This is a genomic window from Aquimonas sp., assembly GCF_044377145.1.
Lineage (GTDB): Bacteria > Pseudomonadota > Gammaproteobacteria > Xanthomonadales > Xanthomonadaceae > Aquimonas.
The window spans coordinates 15,015-34,642 of record NZ_JBILJQ010000058.1; the positions used below are offsets into that span (position 1 = coordinate 15,015).

The window sequence follows — 19,628 nt, forward strand, 5'->3', positions numbered from 1 at the left end:
GATCAAGCTTGGCTTTCCAACCGGGCCTTGGCCCCCAATCATGGAGACGTGGTCATGAAACTGATGAAACGCTTTGCGCCAGCGATGCTGGCAATGCTCTGGCTGCTGTTCGCAGCAGCACCCACGCATGCCGAGCTTGTGTCCTTTCCAGCGCCCACCGGCTACTGGAGCTTCGATCGATGTGATGCAAGCACAAGCTGGGACCATGCAGTGGTGAATCCAAAGGCGGTGACCCTGTCTGCGGGTGCTGCCTGCGTCAACGGAGGGCGGTTCGGGCAAGCGACACAGTTTGACGGTATCGATGACCTGGTGACCGTACAGAACTCCGGTGCGTTGAATCCGGGGCAGATCACGGTCTCGGCCTGGGTCAACCAGCACAGTCGTGCTGGCGTGCGCAGTATCGTCAACAAATGGTACGGAACAGACGCGTGGGGTCTGAGCCTGGACGAAGGGCGGCCGGCTTTCACCGTGGTGCTGAGCAGCGGCAGCTACTTTACGGCGCGAGCGACCAGCCCAATCACGCTGAACACATGGGCCCACCTGACGGGACGATACAACGGCTCCATGCTGGAGGTGTTTGTGAACGGCACGCGGGTCGCATCGCTTGTAGCGACGGGCGCCATCCGCGCCTCCAATCGGCCCATCGCCATCGGCGGCTACCCCGCCTGGAACACACTCCACGGCCGGATCGACGAAGTGAAGTTCTACGATCGGTCGATCAGCAATGCGCAGATTCAGCGTCTGGCGCAGGTGCCCGGCGCGCTGACCAATCGGGGCGTCCACCTGTTTCCGAGTTCTTGGGCGTGTGCCCGCGTACCGGGAGGCAACGCACCTCCCGCCGGCTGCAATCTAGACCTGTCCGACAAGTTCGTTCGTGATCTGGACATCCTGAACACGGTAGGCAACTTCAATTCGGTCAAGACCTCCGTATTCTCGTACCACGGCGACGCTTCTCAGAGTTGGTGGATGGATCGCCAGCGTGAGCGCCTATCCCACATCGCGTCCGCGACCGGCAACCATAAAGCCTGGATCGTGCGTGCATGGCCGACCCCTGCCGACTGTCCCGGGATGGCCGACTACGCCTGCGGTCACCTGTTCGCGCAGCGTCTGGCGCCCGTGCTCCAGCATCTGCAGACAACCCTCAGGCTGCAGCACCTCTGGATCGAAGTGGCCAACGAGCCCAACCACGAGGGCGAGACCTTGTTCTACGATCTCAATCCGGGCATCAACATGGCGCGCTACAACGACTTCTTCCGTGGCTTCTACTTTGGTCAACAGTCGGTCGGCTACTCCATTCCCCTGATCTATGCGGGCCTGACGCCCGGCTGTCACGAGCACCAGTCGGAATGCACGGCAGAGGCCTGGTACAAAGACTACTGGGTGCGTGATCACATCAGTCGCTATGCCGCCAAGGTGGGCGTGCATGTCTATTGGGACAGCACCACGCTCAATGCATGGAACGGGCGCCACTCGACGAAGGCCGGGGCGTTCTACCAGCGCGTGCGCACCCATCTGGCAAACCCGGGCCTTGCACCGCAGGTGCCGGCAAGGGGCATCCACATGACCGAATTCAACTTCAACCGTCAGACACAAGTCGCTTCGACCCTGGTGCAAGCGCAGCAGATCTGCGACTGGTGGCGGGAGGCGCGCACCAACACCCACGCCTTTGCGATCGAACACAGTTCGATCTTTGTGACCACTGAAGAAAGCGGTGAGTTCGAGTTCGCGTACTGGATCACCAACGACCAGCTCCCCACCTTCAGGAACTGCAACTGAGATCAGGTACGTCGAGCATCGGCGTCTGCACTTGGGCGATCAACCGCACCACCCTTGAGTACAGTCAGAGCAGGCACTCGAGTGCCTGCTCTGACTGAAGACGAGCGCATAGGAGGGTCGGTCCGCCGAGTGGGGAATGGTCGATCCACTGAATGGCACGCTGGCGACCGGTTCGTCGACATCGCTTTGTCGCTCAGCTTCGCGGGAGTCCTCACTGGTCTCGGCACGGTGTCCGCACGTGCCATCGCTCAAGCAACAGAAACGTATGCAACAGTGGCCAATGGGCACACGCGGCGTGCAACACAGGCCTGAGACGCTGACAAGAAGCAGCAGCCCAAGTGCTCGTCCTTCGTGCGTCAGGTGCCCCTCAACGTGGGATTGAGTCTGCCTGAAGAGCCGAGCTTGCCCGGCTGCAGCCTTGGTGGTCTTGAGCCCGAACAGCAGCAGAGCAAGCTCCGCTCAGCGCGTGTGAAAGAACCCAGACGCCGTGGCGAGGGTATCCAGCGGCGGCCGCGGTAGGCGGATGGCTCTCACATGCTCTCTCAGCCCGGCACTCCCACCAGCGTCCCCTTGTCCAGATGCACCGTGCGTCGCGCGTACTCCGCGGCCTTGGGGTCGTGGGTGACCATGATGATGGTCTTGCCGAACTCGCTGTTGAGCCGCTGCAGCAGCGTCAGCACTTCATCTGCCGTGTGGCGGTCGAGATCGCCCGTGGGTTCGTCGCAGATCAGCAGTTTGGGGTCGGACACCAGCGCACGAGCGATGGCGACGCGCTGCTGCTGGCCGCCGGAGAGTTCGTTCGGCTTGTGTCCGCCGCGGTCGTCTAGGCCGACCAGCTTCAGCGCGATCTTGGCGCGGCGAGCGCGTTCGGCGGCGCCGAAGTCGGTCAACAACAAGGGCAGCTCGACGTTCTTCTGCGCCGACAGCACTGGCATCAGGTTGTAGCTCTGGAAAATGAAGCCGACCGTTTCCGCACGCCAGCCGGCGAGTTCGTCGGCGCTGAAACTCTCGATGCGCTCGCCGCCGACCTTCAGCACGCCCGAGCTCGGCGTGTCGATGCCGCCGATCAGGTTGAGCAGGGTGGTCTTGCCAGAACCGGACGGCCCCATCAGGGCGACGAAATCGCCCTGGGCGATATCGAGATCGATGCCGTGCAGCACCTCGACCCGCTGGCTGCCTCGCACATAGACCTTGGTCAGCTGGCGGATCTGCACCAGCGGCGTCGCTGCCATCTCAGCGCGCCTTCAGTCGGATGCGGCCGCCGTCCTGCAGCGCCGCTGGCGGCGCCAGCACCAGCACATCGCCGGCGCTCACGCCCTTCAGCACATGGCGATCGCTGTCGCGCAGCTCGCCGAGCTCAACCTCGACCCGCCTCACTTGCTCGCCGTCGACCACGAACACGTGGCCGCGGGCGCTGAGGTCGGCGCTGGCGGGTGCCTCGCTGGCGGCTGCTTCGACGGCAGCTTCCGGCTTTGCCAGCACCACCGCGCGCTCGGCCACCAGCACGCCCTGCAGCGGCGGCGCGTCGGCGGCGCGTGCCTGGAGGAAGCTCACGCGTACGCCCATGTCAGGGACGATGCGGCTGTCCTTGCTGTCGAGCGTGATGCGCACCTTGACGGTCGCCTTGCTGCGGTCGGCGGTCGGCACGATCGCGATCACGCTGCCGGGGATCTTCCAGTCCGGGTAGGCGTTCAGCACGGCGTCCACCGGCATGCCCGGCTGCACGCGGCCGATGTAGGCCTCGTTGACGTCGACATTGACCTCCAGCGAATCCATGTCGACCAGGGTGCCGATGCCGGTGCGGGTGAAGCCGCCGCCGGCCGACACCGGTGAGATCATCTCGCCGGGCTGCGCGGCCTTGGCCACGATCACGCCGGCAAACGGCGCGCGGATCTCGGTGTTGGTGACGCTCAGTTCGGCGACGTCGAGCTGCTTGCTGGCGACTTCCACGGCGCGCTGCAGGGCGCTCAGTCGCGCTGAACGCGCGTCGCGCTCGACCTGCGCCTGTTCCAGCGCCGAGTCGGCGGTCAGCCGGCGCGCGAACAGTTCCTGCTGGCGCTTCAGCGCACTTTCCGCAAACACGAGCTGAGCGCGCGCCTCTGCCAGCTGCGAGCGGCTGGAATCCAGCTGGGCCGCAGCCAGATTGCGCTGGGCGGCAGCATCGACCGGATCGAGCCGGGCCAGCAGCTCATCGGCCGCAACCCGCTGGCCTTCTTCGATCAGCACTTCCAGCACGCGGCCGGTGATCTTCGACGACACGGTCGCAATGCGACGTGGCGTTACGAAGCCGGAGGCATCCAGCAGCGAGGCCGGGCCTGCTTCAGCGGCGCTGCGTGCCGTAGTGGTTTCCACTTCGGGTGCGCGCAGCGTGCCGAACGCCACTGCGCCGCCCACCGCGGCCGCCAACAGGCCGAGCACCAGCGGCCAGCGCCGACGGCGCTTGCGGGGTCCGCCTTCACCGCGCGGAATGCGCAGCGCTTCGAGCATCGCATCGGAACGGTCGGCGGGCTGGCTCATGGGGCTATGGGTCTGTCAGGGGTGGACGGGGTGCGCAGTCTGCGCAAGTGTGGCGATCAAGCCGCGTGAATCTCAGCGCCGGTAGCGCTGTTCGAGAAATGTGTAGGCCGCGCGCAGGCCCTGTGCCTCGCCGCCGGCAGGACGCCCGGGGCGGTCGCTGTCATTCCAGCTGTAGACATCGACATGCGTCCAGGGCCGGCCGGCATCGACGAAGCGGTCCAGGTACAGCGCGGCGGTGATGCAGCCGGCCATGCGTGAGGGCCCGGCATTGGCGAAGTCGGCGATGCCCGACTTCAGGTAGCTGAAGTAGGGCCGCCACAGCGGCATCCGCCACAGTGGATCGGACTGCGCCTCACCGGCGGCCAGGTAGTCGGAAGCGAGGTCGTCGCGGTTGGTGAACAGCGCCGGCAAGTCGGGACCCAGGGCGATGCGTGCGGCGCCCGTCAGGGTGGCGAAATCCATGATCAGGTCGGGCTTGCCTTCGGCGGCGTAGGTGAGCGCGTCGCACAGCACGATGCGGCCTTCGGCATCGGTGTTGTCGATCTCCACGCTGAATCCGGCGCGGGTTCTGATGACCTCGCCGGGCCGGTAGGCGTTCGCCGCGATGGCGTTCTCGACCGCCGGAATCAGCAGCTGCAGGTGCACCGGTAGCTGCAGGCTCATGATCGCCTGGGCCAACGCGATCGCATGCGCGGCGCCGCCCATGTCCTTCTTCATGTGGCGCATGCCATCGGCGGGCTTCATGTCCAGCCCGCCGGTATCGAAGCACACGCCCTTGCCGACGATCGCCAGCCTGGGGTGGCTCGGGTCGCCCCAGTTCAGCTCGATCAGGCGCGGCTCGCGATGGCTGGCGCGGCCCACCGCATGGATGGCCGGGAAGTTGTCGCTGATCAGGGCGTCGCCGGCGATGCTGCTGAAGCGGGCGCCCTGCGCCTGCGCCAGCGTACGCACCGTGTTCTCCAGTTGCTCCGGGCCCATGTGCTCGGTCGGCGTGTTGACGAGATCGCGTGTCAGCAGACTGGCGCGCAGCAGGGCGGCGGCTTCAGCCAGGGTCGGGTCGCCGATATCCAGCGCCAGCCGTGCGGCCGGCCGCACCGGCTTGCGATAGCGGTTGAACTGGTAGCTGCCAAGTCCCCAGCCGGTCAGGGCCGCGGCGCGCTCCAGCTGTAGCCCGCGCGCGTCCAGTGCGTACACGCCCTCCGGCAGACTCAGTGGCAGTCCGGCCAGTGCCCAAGGGTCACTGCGTTGGCTGACGCCCACCAGCACCGCGCCAAAAGCGCCGTTCTCTGCCGGCAGCAGCAGGGTCGCGCCGGCCGCGCCGGTAAAGCCCTGCGCCTGCGCCCAGCGCAGCGCGCTGTCACCGAGTTCGGCCAGCAGCGCCGGCAGTGTTTCGGCGGTGGTGGCGATCAGCGGGCAGGCGTGCGCGGCCTCGGCCGCGGGGGCAAATCCGTTCATTCAAAGGTGTCCTGAGGGTCGAGACGGTCGGGGGCGGCGCGTAAGTCGGCAATCGTAGCGCTTTGGCAGGACCCTTGGCCGAGCGGTGCGCGCGCGGCGTGAGCGAAACCTCACTGCTGGGCTCAGACCTTGAAGCGACGCTCGACTTCATCCTGCCGCGGGATCGCCAGCGCCGCGCCGTGGCGCTCGGTGGAGAGCGCGGCCACGCGTCCGGCCTGGCGTACTGCATCGGCGAATGGCGCATCGGGCGCGCCTGCCATCGCTGCCGCCAGTGCGCCGCTGAAGGCATCGCCGGCGCCGGTGGTGTCGACCGCCTGCACGCGCTCGGGTGCGCTGCGGTAGTGGCTTGTTGCGTCGCTGCGTAACAGGCTCCCGACGTGCGAGACGAAGGCGCCACGCGCCCCCAGGGTGATCACCACGCTGCCCACCTGAAGCTGTCGGCACAGCGCGTGGAGCTCGGCATCGTTGAGATCGGCCAGTGCGTCGGCCGGTGGCGCATCCAGACCACGCAGATTCAGCAGCTGAACAAACTCGGTCTCGTTTGGCGTGATCAGGTCGGCGCCCTTGACCAGTTCCAGATCGCGCGCATCCACCGGCGGCGCCGGATTGTGCATGCACAGCACGCCGGCGGCGCGGGCGATCTTCTGCGCCGCCAGCGAGGCCGCGTGGTTGACCTCATGCTGGGTCACCAGCACCCGCGCGGCGCGGATGACCGCCGCCTGCGATTCGATGTGGGCCACGCTGAGCGCGGCATTGGCGCCCGGGCCGACCACGATCAGGTTCTGACCGCTGTCCTCGACCAGGATCGCAGCGGTGCCAGTGGAAAGGCCCGTATGCGTTTCGCAGTGCAGGGCCAGGCCTTCACTCAGCGCCAGCTCGCGCATGCCGCGGGCCAGCGCGTCATCACCCAGCGCGCCGATGAAGTGAGTCGCCGCGCCTTGGCGCGCACAGGCGATCGCTTGATTGAAGCCCTTGCCACCCGGGCCGGTGTCGAAGGCGCCGAGACGGGTTTCGCCGGGCACCGGAAACCGCGCGGTGCGCCAGACCATGTCCTGGTTGTAGCTGCCGACGACGACCACGCGTGCGGCCATGGATCAGCCCGCCAGTTGGGTTAGCACGCCTGCGATCGTGGCGGTCATGAAGGTCGCCAGCGAGCCGCCCAGCACCGCCTTCAGGCCGAAACGTGCGAGATCACCGCGGCGCTCCGGCGCCAGCGAGCCGATGCCGCCGATCTGGATCGCAATCGAGCTGAAGTTGGCGAAGCCGCACAGCGCATAGGTGGCGATGATGATCGAGGTCTCCGACAAACCGGCCTTGGCCTCGGCCAGCTGCGCGTAGGCGAAGAACTCGTTCAGCACCACCTTGGTGCCGATCAGGCCGCCGACGGTGGTGGCATCCGCCCACGGCACGCCGATGATCCAGGCGATCGGCGCCAGCACGTAGCCCAGCAGCACCGACAGATCGACCGGTTTGCCGAGCCAGCCGGCCAGGCCGCTGATCTCGCCCAGCCAGCCGATCGGCGCATTCAGCAGCGCGATCAGGGCGGTGAATGCCAGCAGCATGGCACCGACATTGAGCGCCAGCTTGAGGCCCTCGGACGCCCCTGAAGCGGCGGCATCGATCACATTCGCGGTGGTCTTTTCGACCTCGACCTGGACCTTGCCCAAGGTCACCGGTGTGCCGCTTTCCGGGCACAGGATCTTGGCGATCACCAGGGTTGCCGGTGCGGCCATGATGCTGGCGGTCAGCAGGTGCTTGGCGAACTGTGCCTGGGCCACCGGGTCGGTGCCGCCGAGCATGATCACGTAAGCGCCGAGCACGCCGCCCGCGATCGTGGCCATGCCGCCGATCATCAGGGTCAGCAGCTCAGAGCGGGTCATGCTCGACACGTAGGGTTTCACCACCAGTGGCGCTTCGGTCTGGCCGATAAAGGCATTGGCGCACACCGACAGGGTTTCCGCGCCGGACACCGGCATCAGTTTGGTGATCACCCAGGCCATGCCTTTGACGACCGCCTGCATCACCCCGAGGTGGTACAGAACGCCCATGAAGGCGGCGAAGAAAATGATCGTCGGCAATACCTGGAAGGCGAAGATGAAGCCCAGCGTTTCGGCCTTGGCGAGGTCGCCGAAGATCAGCTGCGAGCCCTGCGAGGTGTAGCCCAGCAACTTGACGAAACCCTCGCTGAGCACACCGAATATGGTCGCGCCCCAGGGCGTCAGCAGCACGAAGCAGGCGAACACGATCTGCAGGGCGATGCCGGTGCCGACCAGCCGCCAGTTGACCGAACGCTTGGCTTCCGAGAACAGCCAGGCGATGGCCAACAGGCAGGCGAGGCCGAACAGGCCGAACAGGATCTGCAGCATGTGTTTCCCCCGGGCGGCCGCGGCCGCGACGTGCAAGCGGGCGGCACGGCGGCCGCCAGAAGTAGTGGTGCCGCGGAAGCCGTGGGCCGCCTGCGGATGTGGCGGGGCAGGTTAGGGCAGTGAAGCCGGGGTGACAAGGCGGCGGTCAATCGCGGCTGCGAGTCGGCGCCGGGTTCCGCGTGCGGACGCTGACCCGTCGATGCCTCCAGAAGATCACCCGTTCGGATCTCCGTGAGATCTCATGGCTCCGGCCGCGGCTGAACGGGCCAGGTGCAGCCGCGCGATGTCGAGCTGCGCGCCGCAGCACGTGAGCCGCGGCCGCTACGTACCGAGCCATGGCTCCAGTCGTGCTCGCGCTATCGACGGGAGCGGCACAGGGCTACACTTCGCCACCCCATCGGGGAGTAGTCGCACGCGGGCAGCACCACGGCCGCGTGACCACGCGTCAACACACTGGGCCGACAGGCTCTGGCGCGTGGAGTCAGCTACGGAGTGATCCTGGCTGGGCATGACGAGACCGCTGGCAGGCGTCGCCCCGGGCCGGGTGCGGAGTCTGTCGGCGTGCCTGCATCGACCCGGCCTCACCCACGAGATCTCCGAATGGAAGCCCTGCTGTTCTCCACCTTCGCCGTCGCCATCGCTGAAATCGGCGACAAGACGCAACTGCTGTCCTTGATTCTGGCGGCGCGCTACCGGCGCTTCTGGCCGATCGCCTGGGGCATCCTGGTCGCTACCCTGCTGAACCATGCGCTGGCCGGCTGGCTGGGCACCTTGGCGGCATCACACATCCCGGAATCCGCCCTGCGCTGGGTTCTGGTGGCATCGCTGGCGGCGATGGCGATTTGGGTGCTGATCCCCGACAAGCTCGACGAAGAAGACGCGCCGAAGCCGCGCTTCGGGCCCTTCATCGCAACCACCATTGCCTTCTTCATCGCCGAGATGGGCGACAAAACCCAGATCGCCACCGTGCTGCTGGCGGCCAAGTACGAGCAGCTGGTGATGGTGGTGATCGGCACCACGATCGGCATGCTGCTGGCGAACGTGCCGGTAGTGGCGCTGGGCGCGAAGTTCGCGCATCGGCTGCCGCTGAAGGCGGCGCGCTATGCGGCGGCAGTGCTGTTTGCGGTGTTGGCTGTGCTGGTGGTCCTGTAGCGCAGCGCTCGGGGTTCTGCCGGCCCATAGGGTGGGTCTCGACCCACCGGAGCTCCACCCTCGCCCCGGTGTTGGGCCGCGCTGCGCTTGGCCCAACCTACGCAGCCGCGCAAAGCAGGCTGTGTGTAGGTTGGGTGGAGCCGCAGGCGATACCCAACGTCGCGGGCTCGCAGGCCGCCTCGTCCGTGGTGTTGGAGAGTGCGTCGAGCGTCGAGCCTTCGCCGTTGGGCCGCGCTGCGCTTGGCCCAACCTACGCAGCTCGGCCCATAGGGTGGGTCTCCACCCACCGGAGCTCCACCCTCGCCCCGGTGTTGGGCCGCGCTGCGGTGCCCGGCATCAGTCGCTGCTGTGTGGGGTTCCGATGCGCAACACGGAACACGCGATGCGATGGCGGCCTCGGTGGGTCAAGACCCACCCTATGGATTGCGCGATGCTCGCCGCTCCCGAATCCCGAATCCCGAATCCCGAATCTCCGCTTCACCTATCATCACCGCCACATCCACTGCAGAACGGCCATCCGGCCGCGCCCCCATGCCCATCTACAACAGCGTCATCGAGCTGATCGGCAACACGCCGATGGTTCGCGCCCAGCATCTTGATACCGGTTGCTGCGAGCTGTTCTTCAAGCTCGAAGCCATGAACCCCGGCGGTTCGATCAAGGACCGTATCGGCCTGACCATGATCGAGGCCGCCGAGAAGGCCGGCCGGATCAAGCCCGGCGACACCCTGGTTGAAGGCACCGCCGGCAACACCGGCATCGGCCTTGCCCTGGTCGCGCAGCAGAAGGGCTACAAGCTGATCCTGGTGGTGCCCGACAAGATGAGCCGCGAGAAGATTTTCAATCTCAAGGCGATGGGTGCCGAGGTCGTGCTGACCCGGTCCGACGTGGCCAAGGGCCACCCGCAGTACTACCAGGACCTGGCCGCGCAGATCGCCGCCGAGACCCCCGGCGCCTACTTCATCAACCAGTTCGGCAACGAGGACAACCCGCGCGCGCACGAGGAGGGCACCGGGCCGGAGATCTGGGCGCAGATGGGGCATGACATGGACGCGATCGTGTTCGGCGTCGGCTCCTCCGGCACCGTCACCGGGCTGTCGCGCTTCTTCAGGAAGGCCGCGCCCGAGGTCGAGTTGATCCTGGCCGATCCGGTCGGTTCGATCCTGACCCAGTACATCAACGAGGGCACGCTGAGCACGAAGTCGGGCAGCTGGATGGTCGAAGGCATCGGCGAGGATTTCCTGCCGCCGATCTCGGACTTCACCCATGTCACCAAGGCCTACGCGGTGTCCGACCGCGACAGCTTCCACGCCGGCCGCGAGCTGCTGGCGAAGGAAGGCATTCTCGGCGGGTCATCCACCGGCACCCTGCTGGCCGCCGCGCTGCGCTATTGCCACGAGCAGACCACGCCCAAGCGCGTGGTGATGTTCGTCTGCGACACCGGCAACAAGTACCTGTCGAAGATGTACAACGACTACTGGATGCTCGACAACGGCTTCCTGGAGCGCCCGCAGTACGGCGACCTGCGCGATCTGATCCTGCGCCCGTACGCCCAGCGCGACACCGTGGTGATCGCGCCCACCGACGCGCTGACCGTGGCCTATCAGCGGATGAAGCTTTACGACGTCTCGCAGCTGCCCGTGATGGAAGGCGAGCGCCTGGTCGGCATCGTCGATGAGTCGGATGTATTGCTGCACGTCTATGGCGACGAGGCGCGCTTCCGCGATCCGGTGTCGACCGCGATGATCAGCAGCCTCGACAAGGTCGACGTGCGTTCCGCGGTCGAGAGCCTGCTGCCGGTGTTCCAGCGCGGCCATGTGGTGATCGTGATGGACGGTGACAAATTCCTCGGCCTGATCACCCGCATCGACCTGCTCAACTACCTACGCCGCCGCGCCAGCTGAGCGGCTTGGCCGCGGCGGCGCTTCATCCGCCGCGGCCGATCGCTTACCAAGTGGTTGGCTTCGGGTTGCGCTCGTCGAAGCTGCGCTGATGCCAGTACGGATAGATCGGCGTGCGCTGGCTGGCGGCATCCAGCCGTTTGACCTGCTCGGCTGACAGCGCCCAGCCGACCGCACCAAGGTTCTGCAGCAGCTGCTCTTCGGTGCGTGCGCCGATCACCAGATTGACCACGCCGGGCCGCTGCAGCAGCCAATTCAGCGCGACCTGGGCGACGGTCTTGTCGGTTTCCGCCGCGACGGCGTCCAGCGCATCCACCACACCATAGACGAACTCGTTGTCGATCGGCGGGCCGCCGACATCGCCGCCGGCCGCGATGCGGCCCTCGGTCGGCTGCGCGCCGCGGCGGATCTTGCCGGTCAAGCGGCCCCAGCCCAGCGGGCTCCAGACCATGGTGCCGACACCCTGATCCAGCGACAGCGGCATCAGCTCCCACTCGTAGTCGCGGCCGATCAGCGAGTAGTAGCCCTGGTAGCAGACATAACGATTCAGGCCTTCGCGCTCCGAGGTCGCCAGTGCCTTCATCACCTGCCAGCCGGAGAAATTCGAGCAGCCGAGGTAGCGGATCTTGCCGGCGCGGGTCAGGTCGTCGAGCGCGCGCAGGGTTTCGTCGACGGGCGTCAGCGCATCAAAGCCATGCATGAAATACAGGTCGATGTAGTCGGTGCCGAGCCGTTTCAGGCTGGCCTCGCAGGCGCGGATCAGATGATGCCGTGAGCTGCCCTTGTCGTTCGGGCCGGTGCCCATGCTGAAGGTCGCCTTGGTGGCGATCAGGGCCTCGTGGCGGCGCCCGCGCAGGGCCTCGCCAAGGATCTCCTCGGCCGCCCCGGCCGAATAGATGTCGGCGGTGTCGAAAAAATTGACGCCGTGCGCCAGGCACAGGTCGAGCATGCGCCGGGCTTCGGCAACATCGGTGGCGCCCCAGCGGCCGAAAAACTCGCCGACGCCGCCAAAGGTGCCGGTGCCCAAGCTCAGTACGGGGACTTTCAGGCCGGAACGGCCGAGCTGACGGTGTTCCATGGATCGGTACTCCACTGCGGGAAGGGCTGCTCAGCATGCCGGTTCCCAAGCAGGCGCTGCACGGAATCGTTAAGAAGAATTATCGACATGGAGCTTGCGGCGCGAATCCTGCATGCTCCGAGTCCACCCTTGCGCAGGAACCCACAACGTGCCCCCAGGCGAACGGATCGAGGGCGACGGGCTGGACGCCGCCGCGCTGACGCCCGAGGTGAGGCTGGCGCTGTCGGAGGTGGCGGACATTCTGTCCGGCGCGCTGTTCCGCTACGTGCTATTGCCCGACGGCAGCGACCGTGTGCTGCAGGTCAGCCCGGGGCTGTGCGAGATCTATGAGCTCTCGCCGCAGCAGTTCGGGCACGACGCGGCTGCCATGTGGGCGGCTGTCTGGCCGGAAGACCTTGAAGCCCTGCGCGCATCGATCGCCAACAGCGCGCGTCTGCAGCAGCCCGGTGTGCACGAGTGGCGGATCACCACCCCATCGGGCAAGACCAAATGGCTGCAGGGGCGGGGCCTGCCGACCCGCCGCGACGATGGCTCCACGGTCTGGACCAGCCTGCTGTTCGATATCAGCGAGCGTCGCCAGGCCGAGCAGTTGTTGCGCCTCTCGGAGGGCCGTCTGCGCGCGCTGCTGGAGCGAATGGACAGCATCGCCGTGCAGGGCTACGACAGTGAGCGGCGGGTGTTTCTGTGGAACGCGGCCAGCGAGCGTCTGTACGGGTACACCGCTGAGGAGGCGATCGGCCAGCAGTTGGAAGACCTGATCCTGCCGCCGGACATGCGTGAACCGGTCAAGCTCGAGATCGAAGTCTGGCTGCGCGGCGGCGCGCCGATTCCTTCCGCCGAACTGGAGCTGTGCGACAAGCAGGGCCGGCCGGTGCCTGTGTTCTCGGCGCATGCCCTGCTGGAGAACGCCGACGGCCAGCCCGAGTTGTTCTGCGTCGACATCGACCTCGGCGAGCGCAATCGCGCGATGGCCGCGCTGCGCGAAAGCGAGGCGCGCCTGTCGCACGTGCTGGCGGCGACCGGCGAGGGCATCTGGGACTGGGACCTCGGCAATGGCCGCGTCCACAACAACGCCCGCTGGTGCGAGATCCTCGCCATCGAGCCGGTGCAGCTCACCCATCAACGCGACCTGTTCCTCGAATTCCTGCATCCGGAGGATCGCGCCGACGTGGTGGCCAAGGTGCAGGCCGGGCTGGAGCAGGACGCCGGCTACGCGGCCGAGTTCCGCCTGCTGCGCGCCGACGGTGTCGAGATCTGGGTGGCCGATCGCGGTCGCGTGGTCGAGCGCGATGCGGCCGGCGCTGCGCTGCGCATGGTCGGCAGCCTGACCGATATCAGTGTGCGCAAGGCCGCCGAGCAGCAGGCGCAATTTCTGGCTTTCTTCGATCCGCTGACCGCCCTGCCGAACCGGCGTCTGCTCGAAGAGCGCCTGACCCGCAGCCTGCAGCAGGCCAATGACGACGGCGGCTTTGGCGCCCTGGTGCTGATCGACCTGGACGACTTCAAAGGCGTCAACGATGCGCGCGGCCATGCCTTCGGCGACCGCTTGCTGAGCACGGTGGCGCAGCGCCTGGGTGGCCTGGTCCGCGGTGCCGACACCGTGGCGCGGCCCGGTGGCGACGAGTTCCTGCTGCTGCTGCCGCAGCTGGCGTATTCGCTGGAAGACGCCGAACACGCCGCGCTGCGGATGGTCGAGCGCCTGCGCCTGGCGCTGGAAGAGGTGGTGGTGCTGGATGAGCGCATCCACAGCGCCGGCGCCAGCTTCGGGGTGAGCCTGTTCCCGCGCTTCGGCGACAGCGCCGACGACGTGCTGCGTGAAGCCGACACCGCCCTGTATCGGGCCAAGTCCGCTGGGCGCAGCCAGATCGCGTTCTACAGCGCCGACATGCGCGGCGAGGTCAGCAGTCGCGTGCAGCTGGAGCTTGAACTCAAGCACGCGCTCGACCGCAGCGAGTTCGCCGTGTTCGCCCAGCCAGAATTCGATTGCGCAGGCGAGTGCATCGGCGCCGAGCTGCTGCTGCGCTGGCAGCACCCGGAGCGCGGGCTGCTGGCGCCCGGCGAGTTCATCGGCGCCGCCGAGCGATCCGGTGCGATCCTGCGCATCGGTGAATGGGTGCTGCGCCGCGGCTGCGAGATCGCGGTGCAGCTGTCGGCCGCTGGATTCGCGTTGCCGATCTCGATCAATGTCAGCCCGCGACAGTTCCGTCAGGCCGATTTCGTCGAGCGGGTGAAGGCCTTGCTGGCGCGCACCGGCGCCGACCCGCATCAGTTGATTTTCGAGGTCACCGAGAACCTGTTGATCGATGACGTGGTGCAGGCGGTGGAACGCATGCGCACGCTGGCCGAGCTCGGGGTCCGGTTTGCCATCGATGACTTCGGCACTGGCTTCTCCAGCCTGTCTTATCTGAAGCAACTGCCGCTGTTCCAGCTCAAGATCGACCGCAGCTTCGTCAAGGACACGCCGGAGGACGCCAACGACTGCGCGATCGTGCGCCTGATCATTTCCATGGCTGGCAGCCTGGGTCTGTGTGTGGTCGCCGAAGGCGTCGAAACCCGTGAGCAGGCGGAGTTCCTGCGCGACGCCGGCTGTGATCACCTGCAGGGCTATCTGTTTGCGCGGCCGCAGCCGGCTGAGCAGTGGATCGCCGACGTTTGCGCGCGGCGACCGCCGATCAGCACTTAAGTCCGCGCCGCGTACCCGCGACTCAAAGGCGGCAATCGGCGCAGCGACAGCAGCGCCAGCACAGCCAGCAGCAGCTCGGTCGACAGCGCGAACCACAGGAAGGGCGAGGCAACCGCGCCGATCCCCATCGCGACCGCGCGCGCAAGGCCGATGCTGCCGAAGGCCGCAGCGGTCAGGATCAGGCCATAGCGCCGCGACTCCGGGCGTAAGTCTGCCGCCAGAATCAGCAGCCCCAAGCCCAGCTCCAAGCCGCCGTAGAAGGCCCGAAGCTCGGCGGCGGCGAGCGCACCGGACAGCTCGATGCCGGTCGACGCCAGGGTCTGCAGCGGGGCGATCAAGAACGCCAGGCCGAAGCCCATAAACGACAGCCCAGCCAGCCAAAGTGTGATGCGCGCGAGTTGCATTCGGAGAGTCCAGCCTGGGGTGAGCCTTCACAGTGGCGGCGGGCGGATCAAACTGCGGTGAGGGCACGCGCCCGGCGCTGCACGTAGAATCCGCCGGATGATCATTGATCCCGAACGGCTGGCCCGTCTACGCAGCATGGGCTGGCGCGAAGACGCGCCGGCAGCCGTGGCCCTGGCCGCGGCCACCGAAGGCCGGCTGGCGCGCGTCACCGAACAGCACCGTTCCGGTTATGTCGTCGACGACGGCGAGCGCGAACTCACCGCGCAGGCGCCGGCGCCGTGGACCCGCGGCAACTTCCCGCCCGAACAGCGCGCGGCGGTCGGCGACTGGGTGCGGCTGAAAGACGATGAGGATCTGATTCTCGACTGGCTGCCGCGCTTCGGCGTGCTCAAGCGAGCAGCGGCCGGCGAGCACTACAAGCAGCAGCTGATCGCCGCCAACATCGACCTGGTGCTGGTGGTCTGCGGGCTCGACGGTGACTTCAACCCGCGCCGGCTGGAGCGCTACCTGGTGCTGGTGCGCGGCTCCGGTGCAGAGGCCGTGTTCGTATTCACCAAGTCCGACCAGTGCGGCAGTGACAACGCCAAGATGGCACTGGATGCGGTCGAATCATTGCAGGCCGCCGGCGCGCGGCTGATCTCACTCAACGCGCGCTCGCTGGACAGCGTCAAGGTGTTGCACCCGCTGCTCGGCCCCGGCGTGACCGCCGTGCTGGTGGGTTCGAGCGGCGCCGGCAAATCGACCCTGACCAACTCCCTGCTCGGCATCGAGCGGCAGAAAACCAATACGGTGCGCGCCAACGACAGCCGCGGCCGCCACACCACCACCCACCGCGCCCTGTTGCGCCTGCCCAGCGGGGGCTGCCTGATCGACACGCCCGGCATGCGCGAGCTCAAGCTCACCGGCGAGGAGACCCTGGATCGCACCGGCTTCGACCACATCGAAGCCCTGGCCCAGACCTGCCGCTTCCGCGACTGCCAGCACGAACGTGAACCCGGCTGCGCCGTCCAGGCCGCGCTCGACAACGACACCCTCGACCCCGGCGCGCTTGGCAACTACCGCAAGCTCCAGGGCGAACTCGAACAGGCGCGCAAGGTGGTGAAACAGCGCGAGCAGCAGGGGTCACGACGGCGGCGGTGATGCCCGGCGGATGAGATGCGGGAACGGCTGAGCTTGCATCCGCGAGCCTGAGCAAGAGCCGAGGCCTGCGCGAAATCCGCTTTCCGAATCCCGATTCCCGCTTCCCGCTTCCCGAATCCCGAATCCCGAATCCCGAAGAGCCGAGCATGCTCGGCCAGCGGCTAACCCTCAGCACAGCCAGACGCTTCCACCCGCACGCGTCCGATATCGAGCCGGAAGGCAGCATCCAGCTGCATGCCGTCCCAGGGCTCCGGCAGAAAGCGCAGCTGAAGGCTTCCATGCTGCGACCACGCGCGCTCGCCCGCGCTCCATTGCTTCATCAGCAGGGGGCCAAGGTTCCAGACCTGGGATTCGCCGGGGCTCAAGCCCAGCACGAAGGCGCCGAGCGCATGGGCGCCGTCGGGGGCGTCTGAGAGTTCAGCATCGGCCGGGCCGAGCAGCACGCGCACGCCTTTCAGTGATCGCGTTTGCTCAGCGTGGATCGATTCCAGATGCAGGCGCAGCACCGGCGTGGTGCCGTCGCTCAGGCTGCGAACAAGGCAATCGCGTAGCGCGGCATCGAGTTGGATCACATGCCGGACCGGCTGCGCGCCGAGCTGCACGGCCGGGGCCTGCATGCCGCTGACGGCGCAGGCCGCGAGCAGGGGCGTGGCGAGCAGCGGGAACAGGCGCATGTTTCGCTCCGATGTCGGCTGCGGCGAGCATACGCCCGGGCTGCGCGCGCAGCGTCGACAGCCCGTGCCTGCGCTGCGCTCCTTGCAGTGGCGGCGGCGCCAGCACTCGCAAGCGTGGCAAGTGAGCACGGACTGGGCTGCAGCTGATGTTCAATGCCAGCAGTGCGCGCAGAGCTAAAGCACGCTGCGAGCCCACCACACGTTCGGCTGGACGCACACCCGCGCCCCGCGACACCACAGCGCCGCTGACCATCAACCCTACGCGTCGCCGAACGCCAGCAGCTCGATCTCGATCTGATCGGGCTGCACTTCCTCCACTTCGCCGAAGCTGTCCACGCCCGCATACAGCGCGCGCGTCAGCAGGCTGATGCGCAGGGCCTCGCCCTCCGGCACGCCGCCGGCGCCGTACAGGTTCTGGTAGGCATCGGTCGCATTCAGCACCACCGCGCCATCGCCGTGGCCGGCATGGTCGTGGCCGCTGCCACCTCCACCATGGCCGTCAAAAAACGTGATGCTGCCGACGTAGCCGGGGCTGCCGACATCGGCCGAAGCATCGATGCCGCCGCCCATGAAGATGTGCACGCCGGTGTTCTGCGCCTGCGGTGTTTTCAGCCCGCGCAGGGTCAGGCGCACCTGGTAGTGGCGCGGCGCCACCGCGGCGGCATTGAGCAACTGCTTGTCTTCGGCGCGGGTGACCGCTGCGACGCTGTAGCTCGCCACGCCGCCCGTGATGGCGGCGCGCTCGGCGGTAAGTGTGGTCACCGTGCGCAGACTCAGCGCGGGCTGGCGCGTAGCCTGCGCCGATAGGCTCGCTGGCAGCTGCAGGCGGTTGTCGTACCCATAGCCGAGCACGCGGGAATCGACCGTCGCCCCGCAGGTCCACTGCCCGCCGGCGGGTTTGCCCTGCGCATCGAAGAAGTCGTTGAAACTTTTGTTGGCCCAGTCGGGCACCTTCACCGGTGCCGTGTGGCCCGGCCGCTGCAGCCAGTCGGAGTACAGCCGGTCGATATTGCAGTGGTGCATCCAGAAGATCGGATCCAGCGGCGAGAAGTACTGCACCATGTTGCTCTGCTTGGGCCCGCCCACCCAACGGTGGATGAAGTTATGCGGCGTACGCTCCAGCTCGCCACCGCCGCGCTGTGCGCCACCGTAGCTGGCGAAGTCGGGGTTGGACTGGATGCGCGACACCACCGCCGGGCCGACATAGGTGTCGAGGTCGGTCTTCGAGAACGACTCCTTCTCGCCCCGCCCGCGCCCCGCGGTCGGCGCGCCGCTGCAGCTGCCGCGGATGCTGACGCTGTCGTCCAGCGCACTGCCGTAGAACGTCGCCGGCACGCTGTGCGCGCTGCTCCAGTCCCAGTAGGGCAGGGCGAAATCAGGCTTGTTGCTGAAGTGCTGAATCAGCTGCTCGAAGTAGAACAGCAGCACCCGATGCCAAGGCGCAAAGAACCAGGTGCCGTGCTGGCAAAAGGTGAAGGCGCTGCAGTTGCCGTGCAGATAGGCCTGCATCACCCAGCCGCGTGGGTCCTTGGGGTCGCGTTCGATCAACGCCTTCATCGCCGCCACGCCCCGGCGCAGCGCATCCAGATCCGCCATCGCCCCCGAGCCCACTACATTGCGCCGCGTACGCACCGCCGCGGCTTCAGCCGCCGCCGGTTCGCCCTGCAGCGCATGCGCCAGCCCCGGGCTGACCAACCCAGCCGCCACACCGGCACCGGCCCCCAGCAAAAAATCACGACGCCCCAGTTCCCTGCTCATGGCTGCCCCCTCACGAAGTTGGTCAGGTCGACTGCGGACGCAGCCGAACTTCGGGAGGGTGTCACGCGGCTGCGGATGGGCACAGCTGCAAGATCTGGCGGGGTAGGGGTGGGGTTTGGGGCAGACCTCGGCAGACTGGGGATGGTTGTGGAGTGACTGGAGGCTGAGACCGGCGAGTCCTTTTGAGGGCGCAGTCAAGTCTCAATACGCAAGGGGTTCTGCAAGTCATACGACGACTCTGGCAAGATTTCGCCTGAGAAAACAGAAAGTGTTGCGTGCTCGAATCGCTCCGCATAGTCTCGGAGCTCTCGATCAGCAAGATTCGATATCTTGAAAAGATCATCAGAGCAGTAGTGTGCCGATAATGCACCCAGAACACGCGCCTGCAGCCTCATGACGGCATGGCTCAGCTCTCTGTCCAGAACCGAAGAGGCTTGTGCAGACTCAGCTACCGTGAGCAGAGCTGGGTGCAGTCGCCAGAACTGCTCTTTGTCCCAAATGCAGTCTTCAACCAGCCTCCCCAAAAACGAAGTGGGCCACTCCAGTGAGCTTGGGAGGTTCGCGAATATACGTTCTGTTGATAAGTTCGTTTTCATTGCCTAGGGAAGCTCTGAACAACGCGACCAACTGAGCCCTGGGCGGTCCCCAGCCGATTTTTTCGGACCTTCAGCCTGCTATCGCTCACCTATTTTGATTCTTCGACTCGCCCAAGGCTCTTTCGAACC

The 19,628-nt window shown here is 66.8% G+C and carries 14 protein-coding genes and 1 riboswitch; of the genes, 5 read left to right on the forward strand and 9 right to left on the reverse strand.

The window, feature by feature from the left end; all coding sequences use genetic code 11:
• Positions 1–54: 54 nt before the first annotated feature.
• Positions 55–1,776: a LamG domain-containing protein gene (locus tag ACIQ7H_RS16100; protein WP_395793325.1), complete on the forward strand. Its 1,722-nt coding sequence runs from the start codon at positions 55–57 to the stop codon at positions 1,774–1,776.
• 542 nt (positions 1,777–2,318) lie between these two features.
• On the opposite strand, the gene ACIQ7H_RS16105 is transcribed toward ACIQ7H_RS16100, so the two are convergent.
• The 5 genes from ACIQ7H_RS16105 to ACIQ7H_RS16125 form a co-directional block, all read right to left on the reverse strand.
• Entirely contained in the window at positions 2,319–3,008 is a 690-nt protein-coding gene (locus tag ACIQ7H_RS16105) for an ABC transporter ATP-binding protein (protein ID WP_395793327.1), read from the reverse strand.
• Position 3,009: 1 nt separating this feature from the next.
• Positions 3,010–4,293, reverse strand: coding sequence for an efflux RND transporter periplasmic adaptor subunit (locus ACIQ7H_RS16110; protein WP_395793329.1), 1,284 nt, complete (start codon positions 4,291–4,293; stop codon positions 3,010–3,012).
• Between the two features lie 72 nt (positions 4,294–4,365).
• Positions 4,366–5,748 (reverse strand): leucyl aminopeptidase family protein, encoded by a 1,383-nt coding sequence (locus ACIQ7H_RS16115; protein WP_395793331.1) that lies wholly within the window; start codon positions 5,746–5,748, stop codon positions 4,366–4,368.
• A gap of 122 nt (positions 5,749–5,870) precedes the next feature.
• Positions 5,871–6,839 carry a ribokinase gene (locus ACIQ7H_RS16120; protein ID WP_395793333.1) on the reverse strand — a complete coding sequence of 323 codons (969 nt, stop codon included), beginning with the start codon at positions 6,837–6,839 and terminating at the stop codon, positions 5,871–5,873.
• A 3-nt stretch (positions 6,840–6,842) separates the two neighbouring features.
• Positions 6,843–8,114 carry a NupC/NupG family nucleoside CNT transporter gene (locus ACIQ7H_RS16125; RefSeq protein WP_395793335.1) on the reverse strand — a complete coding sequence of 424 codons (1,272 nt, stop codon included), beginning with the start codon at positions 8,112–8,114 and terminating at the stop codon, positions 6,843–6,845.
• Between the two features lie 387 nt (positions 8,115–8,501).
• Positions 8,502–8,618: riboswitch (yybP-ykoY riboswitch) on the forward strand.
• 96 nt (positions 8,619–8,714) lie between these two features.
• Between ACIQ7H_RS16125 and ACIQ7H_RS16130 the strand changes: the two genes are divergently transcribed.
• Positions 8,715–9,266 carry a TMEM165/GDT1 family protein gene (locus ACIQ7H_RS16130; protein ID WP_395793337.1) on the forward strand — a complete coding sequence of 184 codons (552 nt, stop codon included), beginning with the start codon at positions 8,715–8,717 and terminating at the stop codon, positions 9,264–9,266.
• A gap of 531 nt (positions 9,267–9,797) precedes the next feature.
• Positions 9,798–11,168, forward strand: a complete 1,371-nt coding sequence (locus ACIQ7H_RS16135) for a pyridoxal-phosphate dependent enzyme (RefSeq protein ID WP_395793339.1) — start codon at positions 9,798–9,800, stop codon at positions 11,166–11,168.
• 43 nt (positions 11,169–11,211) lie between these two features.
• On the opposite strand, the gene ACIQ7H_RS16140 is transcribed toward ACIQ7H_RS16135, so the two are convergent.
• Positions 11,212–12,243, reverse strand: a complete 1,032-nt coding sequence (locus ACIQ7H_RS16140; protein ID WP_395793341.1) for an aldo/keto reductase — start codon at positions 12,241–12,243, stop codon at positions 11,212–11,214.
• Between the two features lie 148 nt (positions 12,244–12,391).
• Here ACIQ7H_RS16140 and ACIQ7H_RS16145 point away from each other — a divergent pair, with 148 nt between their 5' ends.
• Positions 12,392–14,926: an EAL domain-containing protein gene (locus tag ACIQ7H_RS16145; RefSeq protein ID WP_395793343.1), complete on the forward strand. Its 2,535-nt coding sequence runs from the start codon at positions 12,392–12,394 to the stop codon at positions 14,924–14,926.
• On the opposite strand, the gene ACIQ7H_RS16150 is transcribed toward ACIQ7H_RS16145, so the two are convergent.
• Positions 14,923–15,330: a DUF4345 family protein gene (locus tag ACIQ7H_RS16150; RefSeq protein WP_395793345.1), complete on the reverse strand. Its 408-nt coding sequence runs from the start codon at positions 15,328–15,330 to the stop codon at positions 14,923–14,925. The two genes, ACIQ7H_RS16145 and ACIQ7H_RS16150, sit on opposite strands and share 4 nt — an antisense overlap.
• A gap of 97 nt (positions 15,331–15,427) precedes the next feature.
• Between ACIQ7H_RS16150 and rsgA the strand changes: the two genes are divergently transcribed.
• Positions 15,428–16,471 carry a ribosome small subunit-dependent GTPase A gene (rsgA, locus tag ACIQ7H_RS16155; protein WP_395793347.1) on the forward strand — a complete coding sequence of 348 codons (1,044 nt, stop codon included), beginning with the start codon at positions 15,428–15,430 and terminating at the stop codon, positions 16,469–16,471.
• Positions 16,472–16,632: 161 nt separating this feature from the next.
• Here the strand turns inward: rsgA and ACIQ7H_RS16160 are convergent, their stop codons facing one another.
• Positions 16,633–17,145, reverse strand: coding sequence for a hypothetical protein (locus ACIQ7H_RS16160; RefSeq protein ID WP_395793349.1), 513 nt, complete (start codon positions 17,143–17,145; stop codon positions 16,633–16,635).
• A gap of 258 nt (positions 17,146–17,403) precedes the next feature.
• On the reverse strand, positions 17,404–18,903 hold the full coding sequence (locus ACIQ7H_RS16165) for a tyrosinase family protein (protein WP_395793351.1): 1,500 nt from the start codon (positions 18,901–18,903) through the stop codon (positions 17,404–17,406).
• Positions 18,904–19,628: the final 725 nt, after the last annotated feature.